The 18,930-nt window shown below is 57.8% G+C and carries 21 protein-coding genes; 18 read left to right on the top strand and 3 right to left on the bottom strand.

Going from position 1 to position 18,930, the window contains the following annotated elements; genetic code table 11:
- The first annotated feature begins 3 nt into the window (after positions 1-3).
- The 14 genes from phnC (at position 4) to phnP (ending at position 10,713) form a co-directional block, all read left to right on the top strand.
- Entirely contained in the window at positions 4-792 is a 789-nt protein-coding gene (gene phnC, locus AC6EMZ_RS19520; protein ID WP_498404410.1) for a phosphonate ABC transporter ATP-binding protein, read from the top strand.
- Between the two features lie 24 nt (positions 793-816).
- Positions 817-1,833: a phosphonate ABC transporter substrate-binding protein gene (phnD, locus tag AC6EMZ_RS19515; RefSeq protein WP_498404409.1), complete on the top strand. Its 1,017-nt coding sequence runs from the start codon at positions 817-819 to the stop codon at positions 1,831-1,833.
- 102 nt (positions 1,834-1,935) lie between these two features.
- Positions 1,936-2,715 carry a phosphonate ABC transporter, permease protein PhnE gene (phnE, locus tag AC6EMZ_RS19510; protein WP_498404408.1) on the top strand — a complete coding sequence of 260 codons (780 nt, stop codon included), beginning with the start codon at positions 1,936-1,938 and terminating at the stop codon, positions 2,713-2,715.
- Between the two features lie 20 nt (positions 2,716-2,735).
- Positions 2,736-3,461 carry a phosphonate metabolism transcriptional regulator PhnF gene (gene phnF / locus AC6EMZ_RS19505; RefSeq protein WP_498404407.1) on the top strand — a complete coding sequence of 242 codons (726 nt, stop codon included), beginning with the start codon at positions 2,736-2,738 and terminating at the stop codon, positions 3,459-3,461.
- Positions 3,462-3,914, top strand: coding sequence for a phosphonate C-P lyase system protein PhnG (gene phnG / locus AC6EMZ_RS19500; RefSeq protein WP_498404406.1), 453 nt, complete (start codon positions 3,462-3,464; stop codon positions 3,912-3,914).
- Positions 3,911-4,495 (top strand): phosphonate C-P lyase system protein PhnH, encoded by a 585-nt coding sequence (gene phnH, locus AC6EMZ_RS19495; protein ID WP_498404405.1) that lies wholly within the window; start codon positions 3,911-3,913, stop codon positions 4,493-4,495. Before phnG ends, phnH begins: the two co-directional genes overlap by 4 nt.
- Positions 4,495-5,559, top strand: a complete 1,065-nt coding sequence (locus AC6EMZ_RS19490; protein ID WP_498404404.1) for a carbon-phosphorus lyase complex subunit — start codon at positions 4,495-4,497, stop codon at positions 5,557-5,559. Before phnH ends, AC6EMZ_RS19490 begins: the two co-directional genes overlap by 1 nt.
- The gene (locus tag AC6EMZ_RS19485) at positions 5,552-6,397 is read left to right on the top strand and encodes an alpha-D-ribose 1-methylphosphonate 5-phosphate C-P-lyase PhnJ (protein ID WP_498404403.1); all 846 of its coding nucleotides are present in this window, start codon (positions 5,552-5,554) and stop codon (positions 6,395-6,397) included. The genes AC6EMZ_RS19490 and AC6EMZ_RS19485 overlap by 8 nt, the downstream gene beginning before the upstream one ends.
- Entirely contained in the window at positions 6,394-7,149 is a 756-nt protein-coding gene (phnK, locus tag AC6EMZ_RS19480) for a phosphonate C-P lyase system protein PhnK (RefSeq protein ID WP_498404402.1), read from the top strand. Before AC6EMZ_RS19485 ends, phnK begins: the two co-directional genes overlap by 4 nt.
- A 7-nt stretch (positions 7,150-7,156) precedes the next feature.
- Positions 7,157-7,837: a phosphonate C-P lyase system protein PhnL gene (phnL, locus tag AC6EMZ_RS19475; RefSeq protein ID WP_498404401.1), complete on the top strand. Its 681-nt coding sequence runs from the start codon at positions 7,157-7,159 to the stop codon at positions 7,835-7,837.
- Complete coding sequence (gene phnM, locus AC6EMZ_RS19470; protein ID WP_498404400.1) at positions 7,834-8,970, top strand: alpha-D-ribose 1-methylphosphonate 5-triphosphate diphosphatase; 1,137 nt, start codon at positions 7,834-7,836, stop codon at positions 8,968-8,970. Before phnL ends, phnM begins: the two co-directional genes overlap by 4 nt.
- Positions 8,967-9,518 carry a ribose 1,5-bisphosphokinase gene (gene phnN / locus AC6EMZ_RS19465; protein ID WP_498404482.1) on the top strand — a complete coding sequence of 184 codons (552 nt, stop codon included), beginning with the start codon at positions 8,967-8,969 and terminating at the stop codon, positions 9,516-9,518. The genes phnM and phnN overlap by 4 nt, the downstream gene beginning before the upstream one ends.
- Positions 9,511-9,945, top strand: a complete 435-nt coding sequence (gene phnO, locus AC6EMZ_RS19460; RefSeq protein WP_498404399.1) for an aminoalkylphosphonate N-acetyltransferase — start codon at positions 9,511-9,513, stop codon at positions 9,943-9,945. The genes phnN and phnO overlap by 8 nt, the downstream gene beginning before the upstream one ends.
- A 9-nt stretch (positions 9,946-9,954) precedes the next feature.
- Positions 9,955-10,713 carry a phosphonate metabolism protein PhnP gene (gene phnP / locus AC6EMZ_RS19455; protein WP_498404398.1) on the top strand — a complete coding sequence of 253 codons (759 nt, stop codon included), beginning with the start codon at positions 9,955-9,957 and terminating at the stop codon, positions 10,711-10,713.
- Positions 10,714-11,124: 411 nt separating this feature from the next.
- Here the strand turns inward: phnP and yjdP are convergent, their stop codons facing one another.
- The 3 genes from yjdP to AC6EMZ_RS19440 form a co-directional block, all read right to left on the bottom strand.
- Positions 11,125-11,445, bottom strand: a complete 321-nt coding sequence (gene yjdP, locus AC6EMZ_RS19450; protein WP_498404397.1) for a DDRRRQL repeat protein YjdP — start codon at positions 11,443-11,445, stop codon at positions 11,125-11,127.
- A gap of 69 nt (positions 11,446-11,514) precedes the next feature.
- Positions 11,515-12,147 (bottom strand): GNAT family N-acetyltransferase, encoded by a 633-nt coding sequence (locus tag AC6EMZ_RS19445; RefSeq protein ID WP_498404396.1) that lies wholly within the window; start codon positions 12,145-12,147, stop codon positions 11,515-11,517.
- 112 nt (positions 12,148-12,259) lie between these two features.
- The gene (locus AC6EMZ_RS19440; RefSeq protein ID WP_498404395.1) at positions 12,260-14,548 is read right to left on the bottom strand and encodes an ATP-binding protein; all 2,289 of its coding nucleotides are present in this window, start codon (positions 14,546-14,548) and stop codon (positions 12,260-12,262) included.
- A 125-nt stretch (positions 14,549-14,673) separates the two neighbouring features.
- Here AC6EMZ_RS19440 and AC6EMZ_RS19435 point away from each other — a divergent pair, with 125 nt between their 5' ends.
- The 4 genes from AC6EMZ_RS19435 to AC6EMZ_RS19420 all read left to right on the top strand — a co-directional run bounded on the left by AC6EMZ_RS19435 (position 14,674) and on the right by AC6EMZ_RS19420 (position 18,921).
- Positions 14,674-16,194 carry a sugar ABC transporter ATP-binding protein gene (locus AC6EMZ_RS19435; RefSeq protein WP_498404394.1) on the top strand — a complete coding sequence of 507 codons (1,521 nt, stop codon included), beginning with the start codon at positions 14,674-14,676 and terminating at the stop codon, positions 16,192-16,194.
- On the top strand, positions 16,191-17,186 hold the full coding sequence (locus tag AC6EMZ_RS19430) for an ABC transporter permease subunit (protein WP_498404393.1): 996 nt from the start codon (positions 16,191-16,193) through the stop codon (positions 17,184-17,186). Before AC6EMZ_RS19435 ends, AC6EMZ_RS19430 begins: the two co-directional genes overlap by 4 nt.
- A gap of 32 nt (positions 17,187-17,218) precedes the next feature.
- Positions 17,219-18,160: an ABC transporter substrate-binding protein gene (locus AC6EMZ_RS19425; protein ID WP_498404392.1), complete on the top strand. Its 942-nt coding sequence runs from the start codon at positions 17,219-17,221 to the stop codon at positions 18,158-18,160.
- 74 nt (positions 18,161-18,234) lie between these two features.
- A complete protein-coding gene (locus tag AC6EMZ_RS19420; protein ID WP_498404391.1) occupies positions 18,235-18,921 on the top strand; it encodes a D-lyxose/D-mannose isomerase in 687 nt (228 codons plus the stop codon).
- Positions 18,922-18,930 lie beyond the last annotated feature (9 nt).

The raw sequence follows: 18,930 nt of genomic DNA, 5'->3' as shown, positions 1-18,930 counted from the left end.
CACATGCAAACTGTCATCCGCGTCGAGAAACTGAGCAAGTCCTTTCATCACAATAAGGCCCTGCATGCCGTTGATCTGACCGTCGAAAAAGGTGAAATGGTGGCGCTGCTTGGGCCTTCCGGTTCAGGAAAATCCACGCTTCTGCGCCATTTGAGCGGCCTCATCACCGGGGATAAAACGCCGGAGAGCCACGTTGAGCTGCTGGGGAAAACCGTGCAGCGTGCGGGCCGCCTGGCGGGCGATATTCGGCAAAGCCGCGCGCAGACAGGCTGCATCTTCCAGCAGTTCAACCTCGTGAACCGCCTGTCAGTGCTGGAAAACGTGCTGATTGGCGCGCTTGGTAGCACTCCTTTCTGGCGCACTTGTTTGCGCTGGTTCTCACCGTCTCAAAAACAACAAGCGCTCCAGGCGCTGACCCGCGTGGGTATGGCGCATTTCGCCCACCAGCGCGTCTCTACCCTGTCCGGCGGACAACAGCAGCGCGTCGCCATTGCCCGCGCGCTGATGCAAAAGGCGAAAGTGATTCTGGCCGATGAGCCGATTGCTTCGCTGGACCCGGAATCTGCCCGCATCGTGATGGAAACCCTGCGCGATATTAACCAGAACGACGGCATCACCGTGGTCGTCACACTGCACCAGGTCGATTACGCCCTGCGCTACTGCGAACGCATCGTCGCGCTGCGCCAGGGTCACGTGTTTTACGACGGCACAAGCCAGGCATTTGACAACGAACGCTTTGACCATCTCTATCGCAGCATTAATCGCGTCGATGAGAACGCGCAGGCTGCTTAATTAAACCCGATCCGAGGAAAGTACATGAGCTACAAAGCCGTTGCCGCGCTGGCCTTCACCAGCATGTTCAGCATCAGCACTCTGTTAAGCCCGGCGTACGCGGAAGAACAGGAAAAAGCGCTGAACTTTGGCATTATTTCGACCGAATCACAGCAAAACCTGAAACCCCAGTGGGAACCGTTCCTGAAAGATATGGAAACCAGGCTGGGTATCAAAGTGAACGCCTTCTTCGCTCCGGACTACGCGGGCATCATCCAGGGAATGCGCTTTAACAAAGTCGATATTGCCTGGTACGGCAACCTTTCAGCCATGGAAGCGGTAGACCGCGCCAACGGCCAGGTGTTTGCTCAGACGGTCGCGGCAGATGGTTCTCCGGGTTACTGGAGCGTGCTGATCGTTAATAAAGACAGCCCAATCAATAACCTCAACGACATGCTCGCCAAACGCAAAGAGCTGACCTTCGGCAACGGTGACCCTAACTCGACCTCTGGCTTCCTGGTCCCCGGTTACTACGTTTTCGCCAAAAACAACGCCTCTGCCAGTGAATTCAAGCGCACCGTTAACGCGGGGCACGAAACCAACGCCCTGGCCGTGGCAAATAAGCAGGTCGACGTCGCCACCAATAACACTGAAAACCTCGACAAGCTGAAGACTTCTGCACCGGACAAACTGAAAGAGCTGAAGGTTATCTGGAAGTCTCCGTTAATCCCAGGCGATCCCATCGTGTGGCGTAAAAACCTCTCCGAAAGCACCAAGGACAAGGTGTACGACTTCTTTATGAACTACGGCAAAACGCCAGAAGAGAAAACCGTACTGGAACGTCTGGGCTGGGCACCGTTCCGCGCCTCAAGCGATCTGCAACTGGTGCCCATTCGCCAGTTGGCGCTGTTCAAACAAATGCAGGGCGTGAAGGACAACAAAGGTCTGAACACCGAAGAGAAGACCAGCAAAGTGTCTGAAATTCAGGCGCAGCTGGAAGATCTCGACCGTCTGACCGCCGCGCTGAGCGCCATGACTAACGTGAATAAAGTGGTGCAGTAAAACCTTGCCCCTCACCCTGCCCTCTAAAAACCGCACCGAGCTGTCCCCTCTCCCCTATGGGGAGAGGGAAGGGTGAGGGGAACATAAACCAACGGAGCTACCATGCAAACCATCACCGTCCCAACCCCGAAGCGAAGCTGGTTCTCGCTGCTCAGCTGGGCGATTCTGCTGGCGATACTCGTTATCTCCTGGAAAGGTGCGGAAATGGACCCGCTGATGCTGGTCAAAGATTCCGGCAACATGGCGACCTTCGCCGCTGACTTCTTCCCCCCTGATTTTAGCCAGTGGCGTGATTACCTCAGCGAAATGGCCGTCACCATGCAAATCGCCGTCTGGGGCACCGCGCTGGCGGTCGTTCTCTCCATTCCGTTTGGCCTGATGAGCGCAGAAAACATCGTTCCCTGGTGGGTTTACCAGCCGGTGCGCCGCCTGATGGACGCCTGTCGCGCCATCAATGAAATGGTCTTCGCGATGCTGTTCGTCGTTGCCGTCGGTCTGGGTCCTTTCGCGGGCGTCATGGCGCTGTTCATCCACACCACTGGCGTGCTCTCCAAGCTACTTTCAGAAGCGGTCGAAGCTATCGAACCCGGCCCGGTGGAAGGGATTCGCGCCACGGGTGCCAATAAAATCGAAGAAATTCTCTACGGCGTGCTCCCCCAGGTGATGCCATTGCTTATCTCCTACTCCCTGTACCGTTTTGAGTCCAACGTCCGCTCTGCAACGGTGGTCGGCATGGTGGGTGCGGGCGGGATTGGCGTCACCCTGTGGGAAGCGATTCGTGGTTTTCAGTTCCAGCAAACCTGCGCGTTGATGGTGCTCATCATCATTACCGTCAGCCTGTTGGACTTCCTTTCTCAGCGTTTGCGTAAGCACTTCATCTAAGAAGCGAGGCATTGATTGATATGCACTTATCCAGACATCCGACCAGTTACCCTACCCGCTGGCAAGAGATCGCAGCAAAGCTTGAAGTCGAGCTTCGCGCCCACTACCGCTGCGGCGACTATCTGCCCGCCGAGCAACAGCTTGCCGACCGCTACGAGGTCAATCGTCATACCCTGCGTCGCGCCGTCGATCAGTTGGTGGAGCGCGGCTGGGTACAGCGCCGACAGGGCGTCGGCGTCCTGGTGCTGATGCGCCCGTTCGACTATCCGCTGAATGCTCAGGCGCGCTTTAGCCAGAACCTGCTCGACCAGGGCAGCCATCCGACCAGCGAAAAAATGCTGTCCGTACTGCGCCCGGCCTCCAGTCACATCGCCGATGCGCTCGGCATTCGTGAGGGCGAGAACGTGGTGCATCTGCGCACGCTGCGCCGGGTGAACGGCGTGGCGGTTTGCCAGATAGACCACTATTTCTCTGACCTGAATCTGTGGCCAGTGTTGCAACGATTTTCCAGCGGTTCGCTGCATGACTTTCTCTCAGACGCCGCCGGAATCAACCTGAAACGCACCCAGACCCGCATCAGCGCCCGCCGCGCCCAGGCTAAAGAGAGCAAGGTGCTGGAGATCCCGAACATGGCGCCACTGCTGTGCGTGCGCACCCTTAACCATCGTGATGGCGAGGTCAACGCCACGGAATATTCCGTCAGCCTGACCCGCGCCGACATGATCGAATTCACCATGGAGCACTGAATGCACTTCGATACCTCCACTCGTCAGCGCTGGATGTCAGCGCTCGCTCACAGCCAGCCTGCGGCCCTGCATGAACGCATGCGCCTGTTGAATCTCGCGCCGGTTTACGAACCGATTCGTGCGGCAGAATCCGGTCTGGTGCAAATCCAGGCGCGGATGGGCGGCACAGGTGAACGCTTCTTCGCAGGCGACGCCACCCTGACCCGCGCGGTCATCCGCCTGGCCAGCGGTACGCTTGGATACAGCTATCAGCTAGGTCGCGATAAACAACACGCCGAACGCTGTGCGGTCATTGACGCCTTGCTACAGGAACAACCTCATTTCCAGACACTGATGGAAACCCTAATTACTCCGCTGGAAGCCGACCGCGCCGCACGCCTTGCCGCGCGTCAGGCCGAAGTGAATACCAGCCGGGTCGACTTCTTTACGCTCGTTCGCGGAGACAACGCATGACGCTTAAACCTGCTTTTACCCTGCCCGTCCAGGATGCCCAACATAGCTTTCGTCGTCTGCTCAAAGCCATGAGCGAGCCGGGCGCAATCGTCTCCCTGCATCAGCTCACACACGGCTGGCAGCCGCTGAACGTCGCCACCACCAGCGTGCTCCTGGCGCTGGCCGATAACGACACGCCGGTGTGGCTATCCGCTGCGCTGGCGAACGATATCGCCAGCCAGAACCTGCGTTTTCACACCAATGCCCCGATGGTCGAACATCCCCAGCAGGCGGTATTCGCGGTGGCAAACGAGCACATTAGCCACGAGCAGCTTAACGCCCTGAGCGAAGGCAGCGCCGTGGCACCCGAGTCCAGCGCCACGCTGATTTTGCAGGTCGCAAGCCTGAGCGGTGGCCGTATGCTGCGCCTGACCGGAGCGGGTATCGCCGACGAGCGCATGGTTGCCCCACAGCTGCCGGAATGCATCATCCACGAGCTAACCGAGCGCCCGCATCCGTTCCCGCTGGGTATTGATCTGCTCCTGACCTGCGGCGAACGCCTGCTGGCCATTCCACGGACCACGCATGTCGAGGTGTGCTGATGTACGTTGCCGTTAAAGGGGGCGAAAAGGCGATAGCCGCCGCCCATGCGCTACAAGAGCAGAGACGTCGTGGCGACAGCCTGCTTCCCGAGCTGAGCGTCGCGCAAATCGAACAACAGCTGAATCTCGCCGTCGACCGGGTAATGACCGAAGGCGGCATCGCCGACCGCGAGCTGGCGGCGCTGGCGCTCAAGCAGGCCAGCGGCGATAACGTCGAAGCCATCTTCCTGCTTCGCGCCTACCGCACCACCCTTGCGAAGCTGGCGGTGAGCGAGCCGATAAATACCGCAGAGATGCGCCTTGAGCGCCGAATCTCCGCCGTTTACAAAGACATTCCCGGCGGTCAACTGCTTGGCCCAACCTACGACTACACCCATCGCCTGCTCGATTTCACCCTGCTGGCGAACGGCGAATCTCCGGCCCTGAAAACCACGGATACCGCGCAGGAAGCCGCTCCGCACGTCTTTAGCCTGCTGGCCAATCAGGGGCTGGCAAAAGCCGAAGCGGACACTGGCCGCACGCCCGATGACGTGACCCGCACGCCGCCGGTCTACCCGTGCTCACGTTCGTCACGCCTGCAACAGCTCATGCGCGGCGACGAGGGTTATCTGCTGGCGATGGCCTACTCCACCCAGCGCGGCTATGGGCGTAATCACCCCTTTGCGGCGGAAATTCGCAGCGGCCACGTCGAGATTGAAATTGTGCCCGAAGAGCTGGGTTTTGCGGTGAACGTCGGCGAACTGCTGCTCACCGAGTGCGAAATGGTTAACGGCTTTGTGGCCCCAGAAAACGAAGCCCCGCACTTTACGCGCGGTTACGGCCTGGTGTTCGGCATGGGCGAGCGTAAAGCGATGGCGATGGCGCTGGTTGACCGCGCGCTCCAGGCAGCGGATTACGATGAAAATATCGCAGGCCCGGCGCAGGACGAAGAATTTGTGCTGGCGCATGCGGATAACGTCGAGGCAGCAGGCTTTGTTTCGCACCTCAAGCTGCCTCATTACGTCGATTTCCAGGCCGAACTGGAACTGCTGAAACGTTTGCAACGGGAGCGCAAAAATGGCTAATCTCAGCGGCTACAACTTTGCTTATCTGGACGAGCAAACCAAGCGCATGATCCGCCGCGCCATCTTAAAAGCGGTAGCCATCCCCGGCTATCAGGTACCGTTTGGTGGCCGCGAAATGCCGATGCCCTACGGCTGGGGTACCGGCGGGATCCAGATCACTGCCAGCGTAATTGGCGAGGCGGACGTGCTGAAGGTCATCGACCAGGGCGCGGACGATACCACCAACGCCGTGTCGATTCGTAGCTTCTTCAAACGGGTGACGGGCGTGAACACCACCGAAAAAACCGAAGACGCCACGCTTATCCAGACCCGTCACCGCATCCCGGAAACACCGCTGGCCGAAGATCAGATTTTGATTTTCCAGGTACCCATCCCCGAGCCACTGCGCTTTATTGAGCCGCGCGAAACCGAAACCCGCACTATGCACGCGCTGGAAGAGTACGGCGTGATGCAGGTGAAGTTGTACGAAGATATCGCCCGCTTCGGCCATATCGCCACTACCTACGCCTACCCGGTGAAGGTGAACGGGCGCTACGTGATGGACCCGTCGCCAATCCCTAAATTCGATAACCCGAAGATGGACATGATGCCCGCGCTCCAGCTTTTCGGTGCCGGACGCGAAAAACGCATCTACGCCGTGCCGCCGTACACCTGCGTCGAGAGTCTCGATTTTGACGATCACCCGTTTACGGTCCAGGAGTGGGACGAGCCGTGCGCCATCTGCGGCTCAAAACACAGCTATCTCGATGAGGTGGTGTTGGATGACACAGGCAAACGCATGTTTGTCTGCTCCGACACCGATTTCTGCCGCCAACAGAGCGAGGCGAACGGCCAATGAATCCGCTGCTTTCGGTGAATAATCTCACCCATTTATATGCGCCAGGTAAAGGCTTTAGCGACGTGTCGTTCGACCTGTGGCCGGGCGAAGTCATGGGAATTGTCGGCGAATCTGGCTCTGGCAAAACCACCCTTTTGAAGTCGATCTCCGCGCGTCTTACGCCGCAGCACGGCGAAATTCGCTATCAGGACCAGTCGCTGTACGCCATGAGCGAAGCCGAGCGCCGCCGCCTGCTGCGCACCGAATGGGGCGTGGTGCATCAGCATCCGATGGACGGCCTGCGCCGACAGGTATCGGCAGGCGGCAACATTGGCGAACGGCTGATGGCCACTGGCGCGCGGCATTACGGCAATATCCGCGCCACCGCACAGCAATGGCTTGAAGAGGTAGAAATCCCCGCGTCACGCATCGACGATCTGCCGACCACCTTTTCCGGCGGCATGCAGCAGCGTCTGCAAATTGCCCGCAATCTGGTCACCCATCCGAAGCTGGTGTTTATGGACGAACCCACGGGCGGGCTGGACGTTTCGGTACAGGCGCGGCTGCTCGACCTGCTTCGCGGCCTGGTGGTGGAACTGGATCTGGCGGTGGTGATTGTGACCCACGATTTGGGCGTCGCGCGCCTGCTGGCCGACCGTCTGCTGGTGATGAAGAACGGTCAGGTGGTGGAAAGTGGCTTAACCGACCGCGTGCTCGACGATCCGCACCATCCGTACACCCAACTGCTGGTGTCGTCCGTTTTGCAGAACTGAGGCCAACATGATTCATGTAGAAAACGTCAGTAAAACCTTCGTGCTCCACCAGCAAAACGGCGTGCGCCTGCCGGTGCTGCAAAACGCCTCGCTCGACGTTAAGCCGGGTGAATGCGTTGTGTTGCATGGTCATTCCGGCAGCGGGAAATCGACACTATTACGCTCGTTGTACGCCAACTACCTGCCGGACGAAGGCCACATTCATATTCGTCACGGCGACGAGTGGGTTGATCTGGTGCAAGCCCCGGCGCGCAAGGTGCTGGAAGTGCGCCGTTCGACGATCGGCTGGGTGAGCCAGTTTCTGCGGGTGATCCCGCGGATCTCCGCTCTGGACGTCGTGATGCAGCCGCTGCTGGATCTGGGCGTCCCACGCGACACTTGCGCCGTCAAAGCCGCAGACCTCCTGACACGACTCAACGTGCCGGAACGCCTGTGGCATCTGGCTCCATCGACTTTTTCCGGCGGCGAGCAGCAGCGGGTGAATATCGCCCGCGGTTTTATCGTCGATTACCCGATTTTACTGCTCGACGAACCCACCGCCTCGCTGGACAGCAAAAACAGCGCGGCCGTCGTTGAGCTGATCGAACAGGCCAAAGCGCGCGGAGCGGCGATCGTCGGGATCTTCCACGACGCCACCGTCCGCGATCGTGTGGCGGATCGTCTTCATGCGATGGGAGTCGCGCCATGATCATTAATAACGTCAAGCTGGTGCTAGAAAATGAAGTCGTCGACGGTTCCATTGAGATCCAGGACGGCGTGATACGCGCCTATGCTGAAACCCAAAGCCGAACGCCGGAAGCGATGGACGGTGAAGGCGGCTGGTTGCTGCCGGGCCTGATCGAGCTGCACACCGATAACCTGGATAAATTCTTCACCCCGCGCCCAAAGGTCGACTGGCCCGCCCATTCGGCGATGAGCAGCCACGACGCGCTGATGGTCGCCAGCGGCATCACCACCGTCCTGGACGCCGTGGCGATTGGTGATGTGCGCGACGGGGGGGATCGTCTGGAGAATCTGGAGAAGATGATCAACGCCGTGGAAGAGACGCAAAAGCGCGGCCTGAACCGCGCCGAGCACCGCCTGCACCTGCGCTGCGAACTGCCTCACCACACCACCCTGCCGCTGTTTGAAAAGCTGGTCGGGCGCGAGCCGGTCTCGCTGGTGTCGCTGATGGACCACTCGCCGGGGCAGCGCCAGTTCGCCAACATCGAGAAGTATCGCGAGTACTATCAGGGCAAATATTCTCTGACCAATGACGAAATGGCACGCTACGAGGAGGAACAGCTCGCGCTGGCGGCACAGTGGTCGCAGCCCAACCGCCTGTCGATTGCTGCACTGTGCCGCGAGCGCAATATCGCGCTCGCCAGCCACGACGATGCCACCCACGATCATGTGCGCGAATCCCACCAGCTTGGCAGCGTGATCGCCGAATTTCCCACCACGTTCGACGCGGCTGAGGCCTCGCGCCAGCACGGCATGAGCGTGCTGATGGGCGCGCCGAACATCGTGCGCGACGGGTCGCATTCCGGCAACGTGGCGGCCAGCCGTCTCGCCTCGCTGGGCCTGCTGGATATTCTTTCGTCCGATTACTACCCGGCCAGCCTGCTGGACGCGGCGTTTCGGGTGGCGGATGACGCTGAAAATACCTTCACGCTGCCGCAGGCTATTCGTCTGGTGACGAAGAATCCAGCGGACGCGCTACAGCTGCACGATCGCGGCAGAATTGCGGAAGGCAAACGGGCGGATCTGGTGCTGGTGCATCGCAAGGGCGAGCATGTTCATATCGACCACGTCTGGCGTCAGGGAAAAAGGGTGTTCTGATGGGAAAACTGATCTGGCTGATGGGGCCGTCCGGCTCCGGAAAGGACAGCCTGCTGACGGCGCTGCGCCAGCAGGAACATACGCGACTGTTAGTGGCGCATCGTTACATTACCCGCTGTGCCAACGCAGGCAGTGAAAACCATATTGCCCTGAGCGAACAGGAGTTCTTTACTCGCGCCGGGCAAAACCTGCTGGCATTAAGCTGGCATGCAAACGGTTTTTACTACGGCGTGGGCATCGAGATCGACCTGTGGCTGCACGCCGGTTTCGACGTGCTGGTGAACGGTTCTCGCGCGCATCTCCATCAGGCGCGAGCCCGTTATGCACAAGCTTTACTGCCGGTGTGTTTACAGGTTTCGCCCGACGTGTTGCGCCATCGCCTGCAACAGCGTGGGCGTGAAAATGCGCGGGAGATCGATGAACGACTGGAACGCGCCGCGCGTTACACGCCGTCGGATTGTCATCTCCTCAATAACGACGGAAGTTTGCTAAAGTCAGTCGATAACTTTTTATCGCTTATCCGACAGAAGGAAACGCACCATGCCTGACTCCGTACTCCGCGCCGCCACCCCTGCTGATGCCCAGGCCGTTTACGGGCTAATCTGTGAACTCAAACAGGCGGAATTCGACCATCAGGCGTTTCAGGCCGGGTATTTGTCGAATCTTCAGGACCGCAATATGCACTATCAGCTGGCTGAACTGGACGGACACATCGTCGGCATGGTGGGCCTGCACATGCAGTTTCATCTGCATCACGCCAGGTGGATCGGCGAGATTCAGGAGCTGGTGGTGTTGCCGCAGGCTCGTGGCCTGAAGGTCGGCAGCCAGCTGCTGGCCTGGGCCGAAAACGAAGCGCGCAACGTCGGCGCGGAGTTGACCGAGCTTTCGACCAGCGTGAAGCGCGTCGATGCGCACCGTTTTTACGTTCGCGAAGGGTACACGCAGAGCCATTTCCGATTCACTAAACCGCTGTAGAGGTGCGTTATGAGTCTGACGATCACGCTAACCGGAACCGGTGGCGCGCAGCTGGTACCAGTATTTGGCTGCGACTGCGCGGCGTGTCGCCGGGCGCGTCTACAGGAAGAATACCGCCGCGGTCCCTGTAGCGGGGTGGTCAAATTCAACGATGCGGTGACGCTGCTGGACGCGGGTATTCCGCACCTGATGGACGATTGGCCCGCGGGCAGCTTTCAGCAATTCTTGCTCACCCACTATCATATGGATCACGTGCAGGGCTTGTTCCCGCTGCGCTGGGGCGTAGGCGCAACGATCCCGGTATACGGTCCACCGGATGAAGACGGCTGCGACGATCTGTTTAAGCACCCCGGCATTCTGGATTTCAGCCACGTCGTTGAGCCTTTTGTGGTCTTCGAGTTGCAGGGTTTGCGGGTGACGCCGCTGCCGCTCAACCATTCTAAGCTGACCTTCGGCTACCTGCTGGAAAGCGCCCACAGCCGCGTAGCATGGCTCTCGGATACCGCCGGGCTGCCGGATAAAACGATCAAGTTCCTGATCAATAACCAGCCGCACATTATCGTGATTGATTGCAGCCATGAACCCCGCGAAGAAACGCCGCGTAATCATGGCGACCTGAATACGGTGATAGCGCTAAACGAGGTGATTGGCTGTCCGCAGGTGATCCTCACCCACATCAGCCATCAGTTCGACGTGTGGATGATGGATAACCCGCTACCGGACGGGTTTGAGGCGGGGTATGACGGAATGGTGCTGGTGCTGGACTAGTTTTCTCCCTCAGCCTGTGGATTGAATAATCCCCAGTCATTTTCAAATCGAAAGCTATTGAAATTACTGCATCAAATAAATGGCTTACAGCGACGCCATACTCCGGCTGTAAATCGCCGAAGCGTTTCCGCAAGGCCGTGGCGAGGCGCAGGGATGCGCCGAGAGGGCATAGCCTGCATGGAGGCAGGCTGGTGCCCGACACGATAGCCTGAAGGAATAAGCAGAGGGGACCGCGTAGCGGCGATTTTCTTGCCGGGAGCCCGGGTCGCCAGGGCGGCGGCGATTGAGCCGCCATGGCACGTTCACCGTTCCCGGTATCACAGAGAAGCACGTGTCTGGAAGTGAACGGAACAACCAACTGAGCCGCATGTTCCTCTCAACCCCATGGGGAATGGCGCCAGCCCGCACCTGTCACCGATCGTAATCATCTTCCAGCCGCCGCTCATCATCCTCTAACTGGCGTCTGTCCTGATCGAGCTGGCGTTGACGCTCATCCAAACGCCGACGCTTTTCCTCCAACTGTCGGCGGCGGTCGTCATACTGACGGCTGTCGCTTCGTCGGCGCTCATCATAGCGTTCATCGTCGTCATTATTGCTGCGGTTGCTGCTGGGATTGTAGGCGTCATTAATCGCCTGCTGGATGTTGCCAATGGCTTCATCAACAATATCGGCATGCACCAGCGGGGTTACGGTCAGCAAAGCGAACAACATCGTGGAAGCGTATTTTTTCATAAAGCCAGTCTCGCAGGTGGGCTGGCTTTACGGTAATCAACGGCGTAGGACGGGAGTAGCGGAGGAATCTCAAATTCGAGAGCGGGCAGGGTTTTCCATCCATTGACTGGCTCGCTGTTTATTTTCCGCGACTAAAACAATCCCATGACATTTTTGATCGGGTGAAATACTCCAGATTTTTTCCTCTGGAATACAACCACCATCGTAAACGACCTTACTTCCATCATAAGGCCAGAAAGCACTTTGTTCAGTGTCTAACACGAATACAGCGATGAGGTCGGACTCACGAGCAATCTTTTGCCACAGCATTTTACCGCCATCATATTGCTCAAAATCGCTGATAAGGGTAATGCCGCATTTCAGTATTAATGCTTCATAAAGACGCGTCGCCAGTCCCTTATCACGCTCGGTAGGATCGACGCATACGCCCTCGACCTGAATGAGATTTGCATCTTCCCAGCAGCGTTCAACAGCAACGATGTCTTTACCTAAATTGGTTTTACGCTGTAAATCAAGAGCGGCCACAACGCGGTGTCGGGGCACACCATCAAACGTTTCGATGTCGGCTTCAATAATTGCAGCACGAGGTGTCTGGCTGTCATAAATCACATGCAACACTCGCCCGGATAACTCAAGCTCTTCAACAACATTGAATGAGCGGGCGACCGTTTTTGGGCTGTAAGTTGTAGGCATCACGATCATATGTGAGTCCCCTCTCGTTAGTACTGGCATAATTCCCTTTATATCCTAATCAGCTAAATTTTGCGCAGATTAGCACTCCCCGTTTCGTTGATGCCCTTGATGAATTCCTAAATTAAGATTCTATTTTTGCAATTCTTTGCAGCGCCTGCGCCAGCTGTACGCGGGTAAAAGGCTTACGCAGCAGCTCGACGTCCGGCAGTTGCGGGTTTTGCGCGGGACGGAGATCCTGGCCACTCATCAGCAGGATCGGCAGGTGGGGAAAATGAAGCCGAACGTGATGAATGACTTCTGCCCCGCTTAAATCACCCGGTAGCATTAAATCACTGATAAACATCTCAATATCGGGCGATGCCTCCAGCATACGTAACGCCTGTTGGCCGGTTTCGGCTTCAAGCGTCAGGTAGCCCAACTGATGCAGTTGTTCGCATAAGGTCTGGCGCACGTCGGCTTCATCCTCCAGTACCAGCACCAGCCTGTCGCTTTGAAGCGTCTCGTCGGCAGTTTGCGTTTCAGCGTGTGTCACCGCCATCTGTGCCGATCGCGGCAGTTGCAAACGCACGGTGGTGCCCTGTCCTGGCGCACTTTCAATTTCAACGCGCCCGCCGGACTGACGCACAAAACCATAGACCATCGATAGCCCAAGCCCGCTGCCGCTGCCGGTCTGTTTGGTGGTGAAGAACGGTTCAAAAACCTGTGATTTCACCTCCTGTGACATGCCGCTCCCGTGGTCAACGACTTCCAGCGCCACCATATCCTGCCTGCGCCCGTCGCTGCGGGTCACGCGCTGGTTCCAGGTGCGAATTTTGATGACTCCGCTTAACCCCTCCATTGCATCTCGCGCGTTCATCACCAGATTGATGATCGCGTTTTCCAGCTGGCTCACGTCAATCCACGCGGGCCACGCGGGATGCTGCGCTTCGATCTCAAGCGTAATGGTTGCCGGCAGCGAGTGACGCATCAGCTCATCAAGGTTTTCGAGTAGCGGTTTCATCTCTACCGCGTGGGGATGCAGGGACTGTTTGCGCGAAAATGCCAGCAGACGCTGGGTCAGCAAGGCCCCGCGTTCAGCCGCCTTGAGCGCGCGGTTGATACGAGGCGCATCGGGAGAATCGGGGTTTACCAGCTCCAGGCTGCCGATAATGACGGCCAACAGGTTGTTGAAATCATGCGCCAGCCCGCCCGTTAACTGCCCGACGGCCTTCATTTTTTGGCTGTGCAGTAGCGCTTCTTCCAGCCCTTGACGTTCGAGCCGATCGATTTCCATTTGCGTGGTTTTTTCTTTGAGCAGACGGGTGGTGTGCTCCAGCGAGGCGGTGTTGCGGGCAAACACGTTGAACGAACGCGCCAGATCGCCCAGCTCATCGCGTCGCTGGAGCGCAGGCACCGACACATCTTGCTCACCGTGCGCCAGCCGCGACATGGCTCTCGAAATCGCCGTCAGGTTAGAGCCTAAATTGCGATAGATATACCAGCCAGCAAAGCCGGTAATAATCAGTGCTAACACCGCGAAAATGCTAATGAAAACGCTGACGGAGCGCAGTTCTTTATGACTCTGGACAATGCGCTGCTGCGAGGCCTGAGCCACCTGTTCCACATACTGATTAATATCGATGTTTAAGATCGCGACCAGCGCCTTGATATGAAACATATACCAGCTGATGGCGAGATCGCTCTCTTCAAGCTGCTTTGACAGCGGCGACAGTTTGCGCAGTTCGGCGTTAAAATCCGGCAGGACAAAATCGACCACCGGCTGCGCGGCTGTCTGCGGCAGCGTGGATGTCACCTCCTCCAGTTGACGGAGAGTCGCACGCGGAGAAGGCGTTTCAATGGCAGCGACGATCAACCTGTCCATTTCGCCAAGCTGCTGCGCGTCCGGGACGTTGCCCCCAAAGCGACGGTTAATGTCCTGCAAATGACGCAGATAGCTTTGAGTCTGGTAGAGCGCGCTGAGCAACGTATTTCGTTCTAAATGCCGTCGCTGTCCGCGCTCAAGCATACCGTTCACACTTTGCTGTAACTCATTACTTCTACGAATGATTCGCGCCACCAGCGCTGGCTCCTGTTGCGCCAGCGGGGCATCGGCCAACTGTTCCAGAGAACGACGCAGAGCCATCTGGGTCTGTTTTAGCCTTTCCGCCTCGCTTTTATATTCCAGCGCCCCCACGACCTGCGATAGCCGCACCGCCGCCGTCGCCACGTTAGCGGTGTCACGCGCCAGGTTCATGCTGCCGGTCATGTCGCTTAGCGTTTGCTGCTGAACTTGTTCCTGAATCTGGCTGGCATGACGAAAACCCAGCACCGCGACGCTGCTCACCATCAACGTCACCGCCACCACCAGCAGATTGAAAATCAGCAGGCGGCCACGGGCGCTGGCGAAAAAAGGCGTGCGGCGAGAGGACATATTGGCTCCATAACTGTGATCCACATTAACTATTCATAACTATGACAAATATGAACGGCTTCTGACATTTTGCATTTACCAACCTGTGATGAACTGCTGATATCGACCTCCACAGGAGATCCACCATGAGCAGTCACCCGGTATTAGAGATGCGCAACATTGCCAAAACCTTTGGCAACTTCCATGCGCTGAAGGGTGTGGATCTGACGGTTTTCCCCGGCGAGATCCACGCGTTAATGGGCGAGAACGGCGCAGGTAAAAGCACGCTGATGAAAATCCTCGCGGGGGCATATATCGCCTCCAGCGGCGAAATTCTGATCGACGGGCAGCCGTTTACCATTAAAGGGCCGAAGGACGCGCTAAAGGCAGGCATTACGCTTATCTATCAGGAGATGCAGCTCGCACCCAATCTCACGGTGGCAGAAAACATCTTCCTGGGTAGCGAACTGTCGCGTGGCGGGCTGGTGCAGCGTAAAGAGATGGCAGCGCAGGCTCAGGCGGTGATTGACCGCCTCGGCGCGCATTTTAAGTCTACCGATCTGGTGATGAAGCTCACCATCGCCGAGCAGCAACAGGTGGAAATCGCCCGCGCGCTGCATCGCAACAGCCGTATTTTGGTGATGGACGAACCCACCGCCGCCCTCTCCTCGCGTGAAACCCATCGCCTGTTTGAACTGATCCTGCGCCTGCGCGAGGAAGGGATGGCGATTATCTACATTAGCCATCGTATGGCGGAGGTGTATGAGCTGTCCGATCGCGTCAGCGTGCTGCGTGACGGGCAGTACGTCGGCAGCCTGACCCGCGACAAACTCAACGCCTCGGAACTGGTGAAAATGATGGTGGGCCGCCCGTTAAGCGATCTGTTCAACAAAGAGCGCGATATCCCGATCGGCAGCCCTCGGCTCAATGTGCATCACCTGACCGATAGTAAAAAAGTGCAGCCGTGCAGCCTACAGGTACGATCCGGTGAAATCGTCGGTCTGGCGGGGCTGGTCGGCGCAGGGCGCTCCGAGCTGGCGCATCTGATTTTTGGCGTACGCAAAGCGACGGGCGGGATGATTGAAGTCGACGGTGAACCGGTGGTTATCCACTCCCCACGCGCGGCGATCGACCACGGCATCGGCTATCTCACCGAGAACCGCAAGGAGCAAGGGCTGTTTCTGGAGCTGGCGGCGCAGGAAAACATCACCATGGCAACGCTGGAGCGCGACGCAAACTTTGGCATGCTCAATCGTAAAAAAGCGCAGTCGATATCCGACGACGCTATTGCGCTGCTTAACATCCGCGTGCCGCACGCGCAGGTGCGGGCGGGTGGTTTATCCGGGGGCAATCAGCAAAAGCTGCTGATCTCACGCTGGGTGGCGATTGGCCCGCGCATTTTGATTCTGGATGAGCCGACGCGTGGCGTAGACGTGGGGGCGAAAAGTGAGATCTACCGGATCATGAATCAAATGGCGCGTAAGGGCGTGGCGATCCTGATGATCTCCAGCGAACTGCCGGAAGTCGTCGGCATGAGCGATCGTGTATACGTGATGCGCGAAGGCAGCATAGCCGGTGAGCTTCATAGCCAAAACATTACCCAGGAAAACATCATGCGGCTAGCAACCGGCGTGAACGACTCTCATCAGCAGGCGGTGCAATCATGACACACTCAACTAATCCGCAGCAGGTCGCGAAATCCGCCTCTGCTAAAAAAATGCTGATGAGCGATCTGATGCAAACGGTCGGTATTTTGCCGATTCTGATCCTGATCGTGGCGGTATTTGGCTTTATCGCACCCAACTTCTTCACTGAAAGCAATCTGCTGAACATTACCCGTCAGGCGTCGATCAACATCGTACTGGCGGCGGGGATGACTTTTATTATTTTAACCGGCGGGATTGACCTGTCGGTTGGCTCGATTCTGGGCACCACGGCGGTAGCGGCGATGGTGGTATCGCTGATCCCTGAGTTCGCGATGCTCTCTATTCCCGCCGCGCTGATGCTCGGCATGGTGCTGGGGTTGTTTAACGGCGCGCTGGTGGCGTTTGCCGGGCTACCGCCGTTTATCGTCACGCTCGGGACCTACACCGCGCTGCGCGGCGCTGCCTATCTGCTGGCGGACGGCACCACGGTGATCAACTCCAACATCAGTTTTGAATGGATTGGCAATAACTACCTCGGTCCGATCCCGTGGCTGGTGGTGATCGCCCTGGCGGTGATTGCGGTGTGCTGGTTCATTCTGCGCCGCACCACGCTGGGAGTTCACATTTACGCGGTGGGCGGCAACATGCAGGCGGCACGCCTGACCGGGATCAAGGTATGGCTGGTGCTGCTGTTTGTATACGGCATGAGCGGCCTGCTCTCTGGTCTTGGCGGGGTAATGAGCGCCTCACGGCTGTACAGTGCCAACGGCAACCTGGGAATGGGGTATGAGCTGGACGCTATCGCGGCGGTGATCCTCGGCGGCACCAGCTTTGTCGGTGGGATCGGCACGATCACCGGCACGCTGGTTGGCGCGCTGATCATCGCCACGCTGAACAACGGCATGACGTTAATGGGCGTGTCGTACTTCTGGCAACTGGTGATCAAAGGGGCGGTGATCATCATTGCAGTACTGATAGATAAATACCGTACCCGACATCATCAAAGTGCATAACAACAAAACCCTACAGCTTCGAGGAATACAACATGCGTTTGAAACCTCTCGTTACCGCGCTCTGTGCTGGCGCACTGCTTGCCTCCGCTCCGTTTGCGCAGGCAAAAGATTTGAAATCCATCGGCGTGACGGTGGGCGATCTGGCGAACCCGTTCTTCGTGCAGATAACCAAAGGCGCAGAGCTAGAAGCGCGCAAGCTGGCGGGCGATAACGTCAAAGTGACGCTGGTTTCCAGCGGGTACGATTTGGGCCAGCAGGTGGCGCAAATCGACAACTTTATCGCGGCAAAAGTGGACATGATCATCCTTAACGCTGCGGACTCCAAAGGGATCGGCCCGGCGGTGAAACGCGCGAAAGAGGCGGGGATCGTGGTGGTGGCAGTTGACGTGGCGGCCGAAGGGGCCGATGCAACGATCACCTCCAATAACACTCAGGCGGGCGAGATGGCCTGTAAATACATCACCGACCGTCTGAAAGGGAAAGGCGACGTGGTGATCATCAACGGACCGCCGGTGTCTGCGGTGCAAAACCGTGTGGAAGGTTGTCAGACCGAATTTAAGCGCCATCCGGGGATTAAGGTGCTGTCCTACAACCAAAACGCCAAAGGCAGCCGTGAAGGCGGCCTGGAAGTGATGACCGCGCTGCTGGCGGCCAATCCGAAGATCGACGGCGTGTTTGCGATTAACGATCCGACCGCGATCGGTGCCGATCTGGCCGCAAAACAGGCGCAGCGTAACGAATTCTTTATCGTCGGCGTAGATGGTTCACCGGACGGGGAAGAGGCGCTCAAGCGCGAGAACTCGCTGTTTGTCGCAACGCCAGCGCAGGATCCGCAGGTGATGGCAGCCAAAGCGGTCGAGATTGGCTATGACATTTTGCAGGGTAAATCAGCACCGAAAGAACCCGTGCTGATCCCGGTGACGATGATCGATAAAAAGAGCGTCGCGAACTATAAGGGCTGGACGGTTAAATAAGGTTGGTGCGGTCTGATGCCCCTCACTCCTTTGGGGAGAGGGGCACAGCGCGCACATTCACTTAAGGAGTCCACATGAAACGCTCCGACATCAACGAAATCCTCGGCCATACACGACAGTTTTTCTCAAAACATGATGTGCATTTGCCGCCGTTTGCCAGCTTTCCGCCGACCCAATGGCAACAGCTTGACCACCACGCGTGGCGCGAAGTGTTCGACCTGAAGCTCGGCTGGGACGTGACGGCTTTTGGCGGGGAGAACTTCGCCGCACAGGGGCTAACGCTTTTTGCACTGCGTAACGGGTCGCCCAACGGCACGCCTTACGAAAAGTGCTACGCCGAAAAAATCATGCACGTCCGTGACGGGCAGGTGACGCCAATGCATTTTCACTGGCGCAAGCGCGAGGACATTATTAATCGCGGCGGCGGCAATCTCATTATTGAACTCTGGAATGCCGGCGCGCATGAAGAAACGCAAGCCACCGACGTCACCGTCAGCGTTGACGGCTGCTTTCAGACGCATGCGTCAGGCAGTCAGTTGCGCCTCCAGCCAGGGGAAAGTATCTGTCTGACGCCGGGGCTTTATCACAGCTTTTGGGGCGAGCGAGGCTTTGGCGACATGCTGGTTGGCGAAGTGTCCTCGGTGAACGATGACGATCACGACAACCATTTTTTACAGCCGTGCTTACGCTTTAACGACATTGAAGAAGACGAACCGGCGGTGCTGGTGCTGTGTAATGAGTACAGCCTGTTTCGCACATAAGGAGTGAAT

It is taken from the genome of Enterobacter sp. SCRI0065, assembly GCF_059766475.1.
This window is presented reverse-complemented; position numbering and strand designations above follow the sequence as displayed.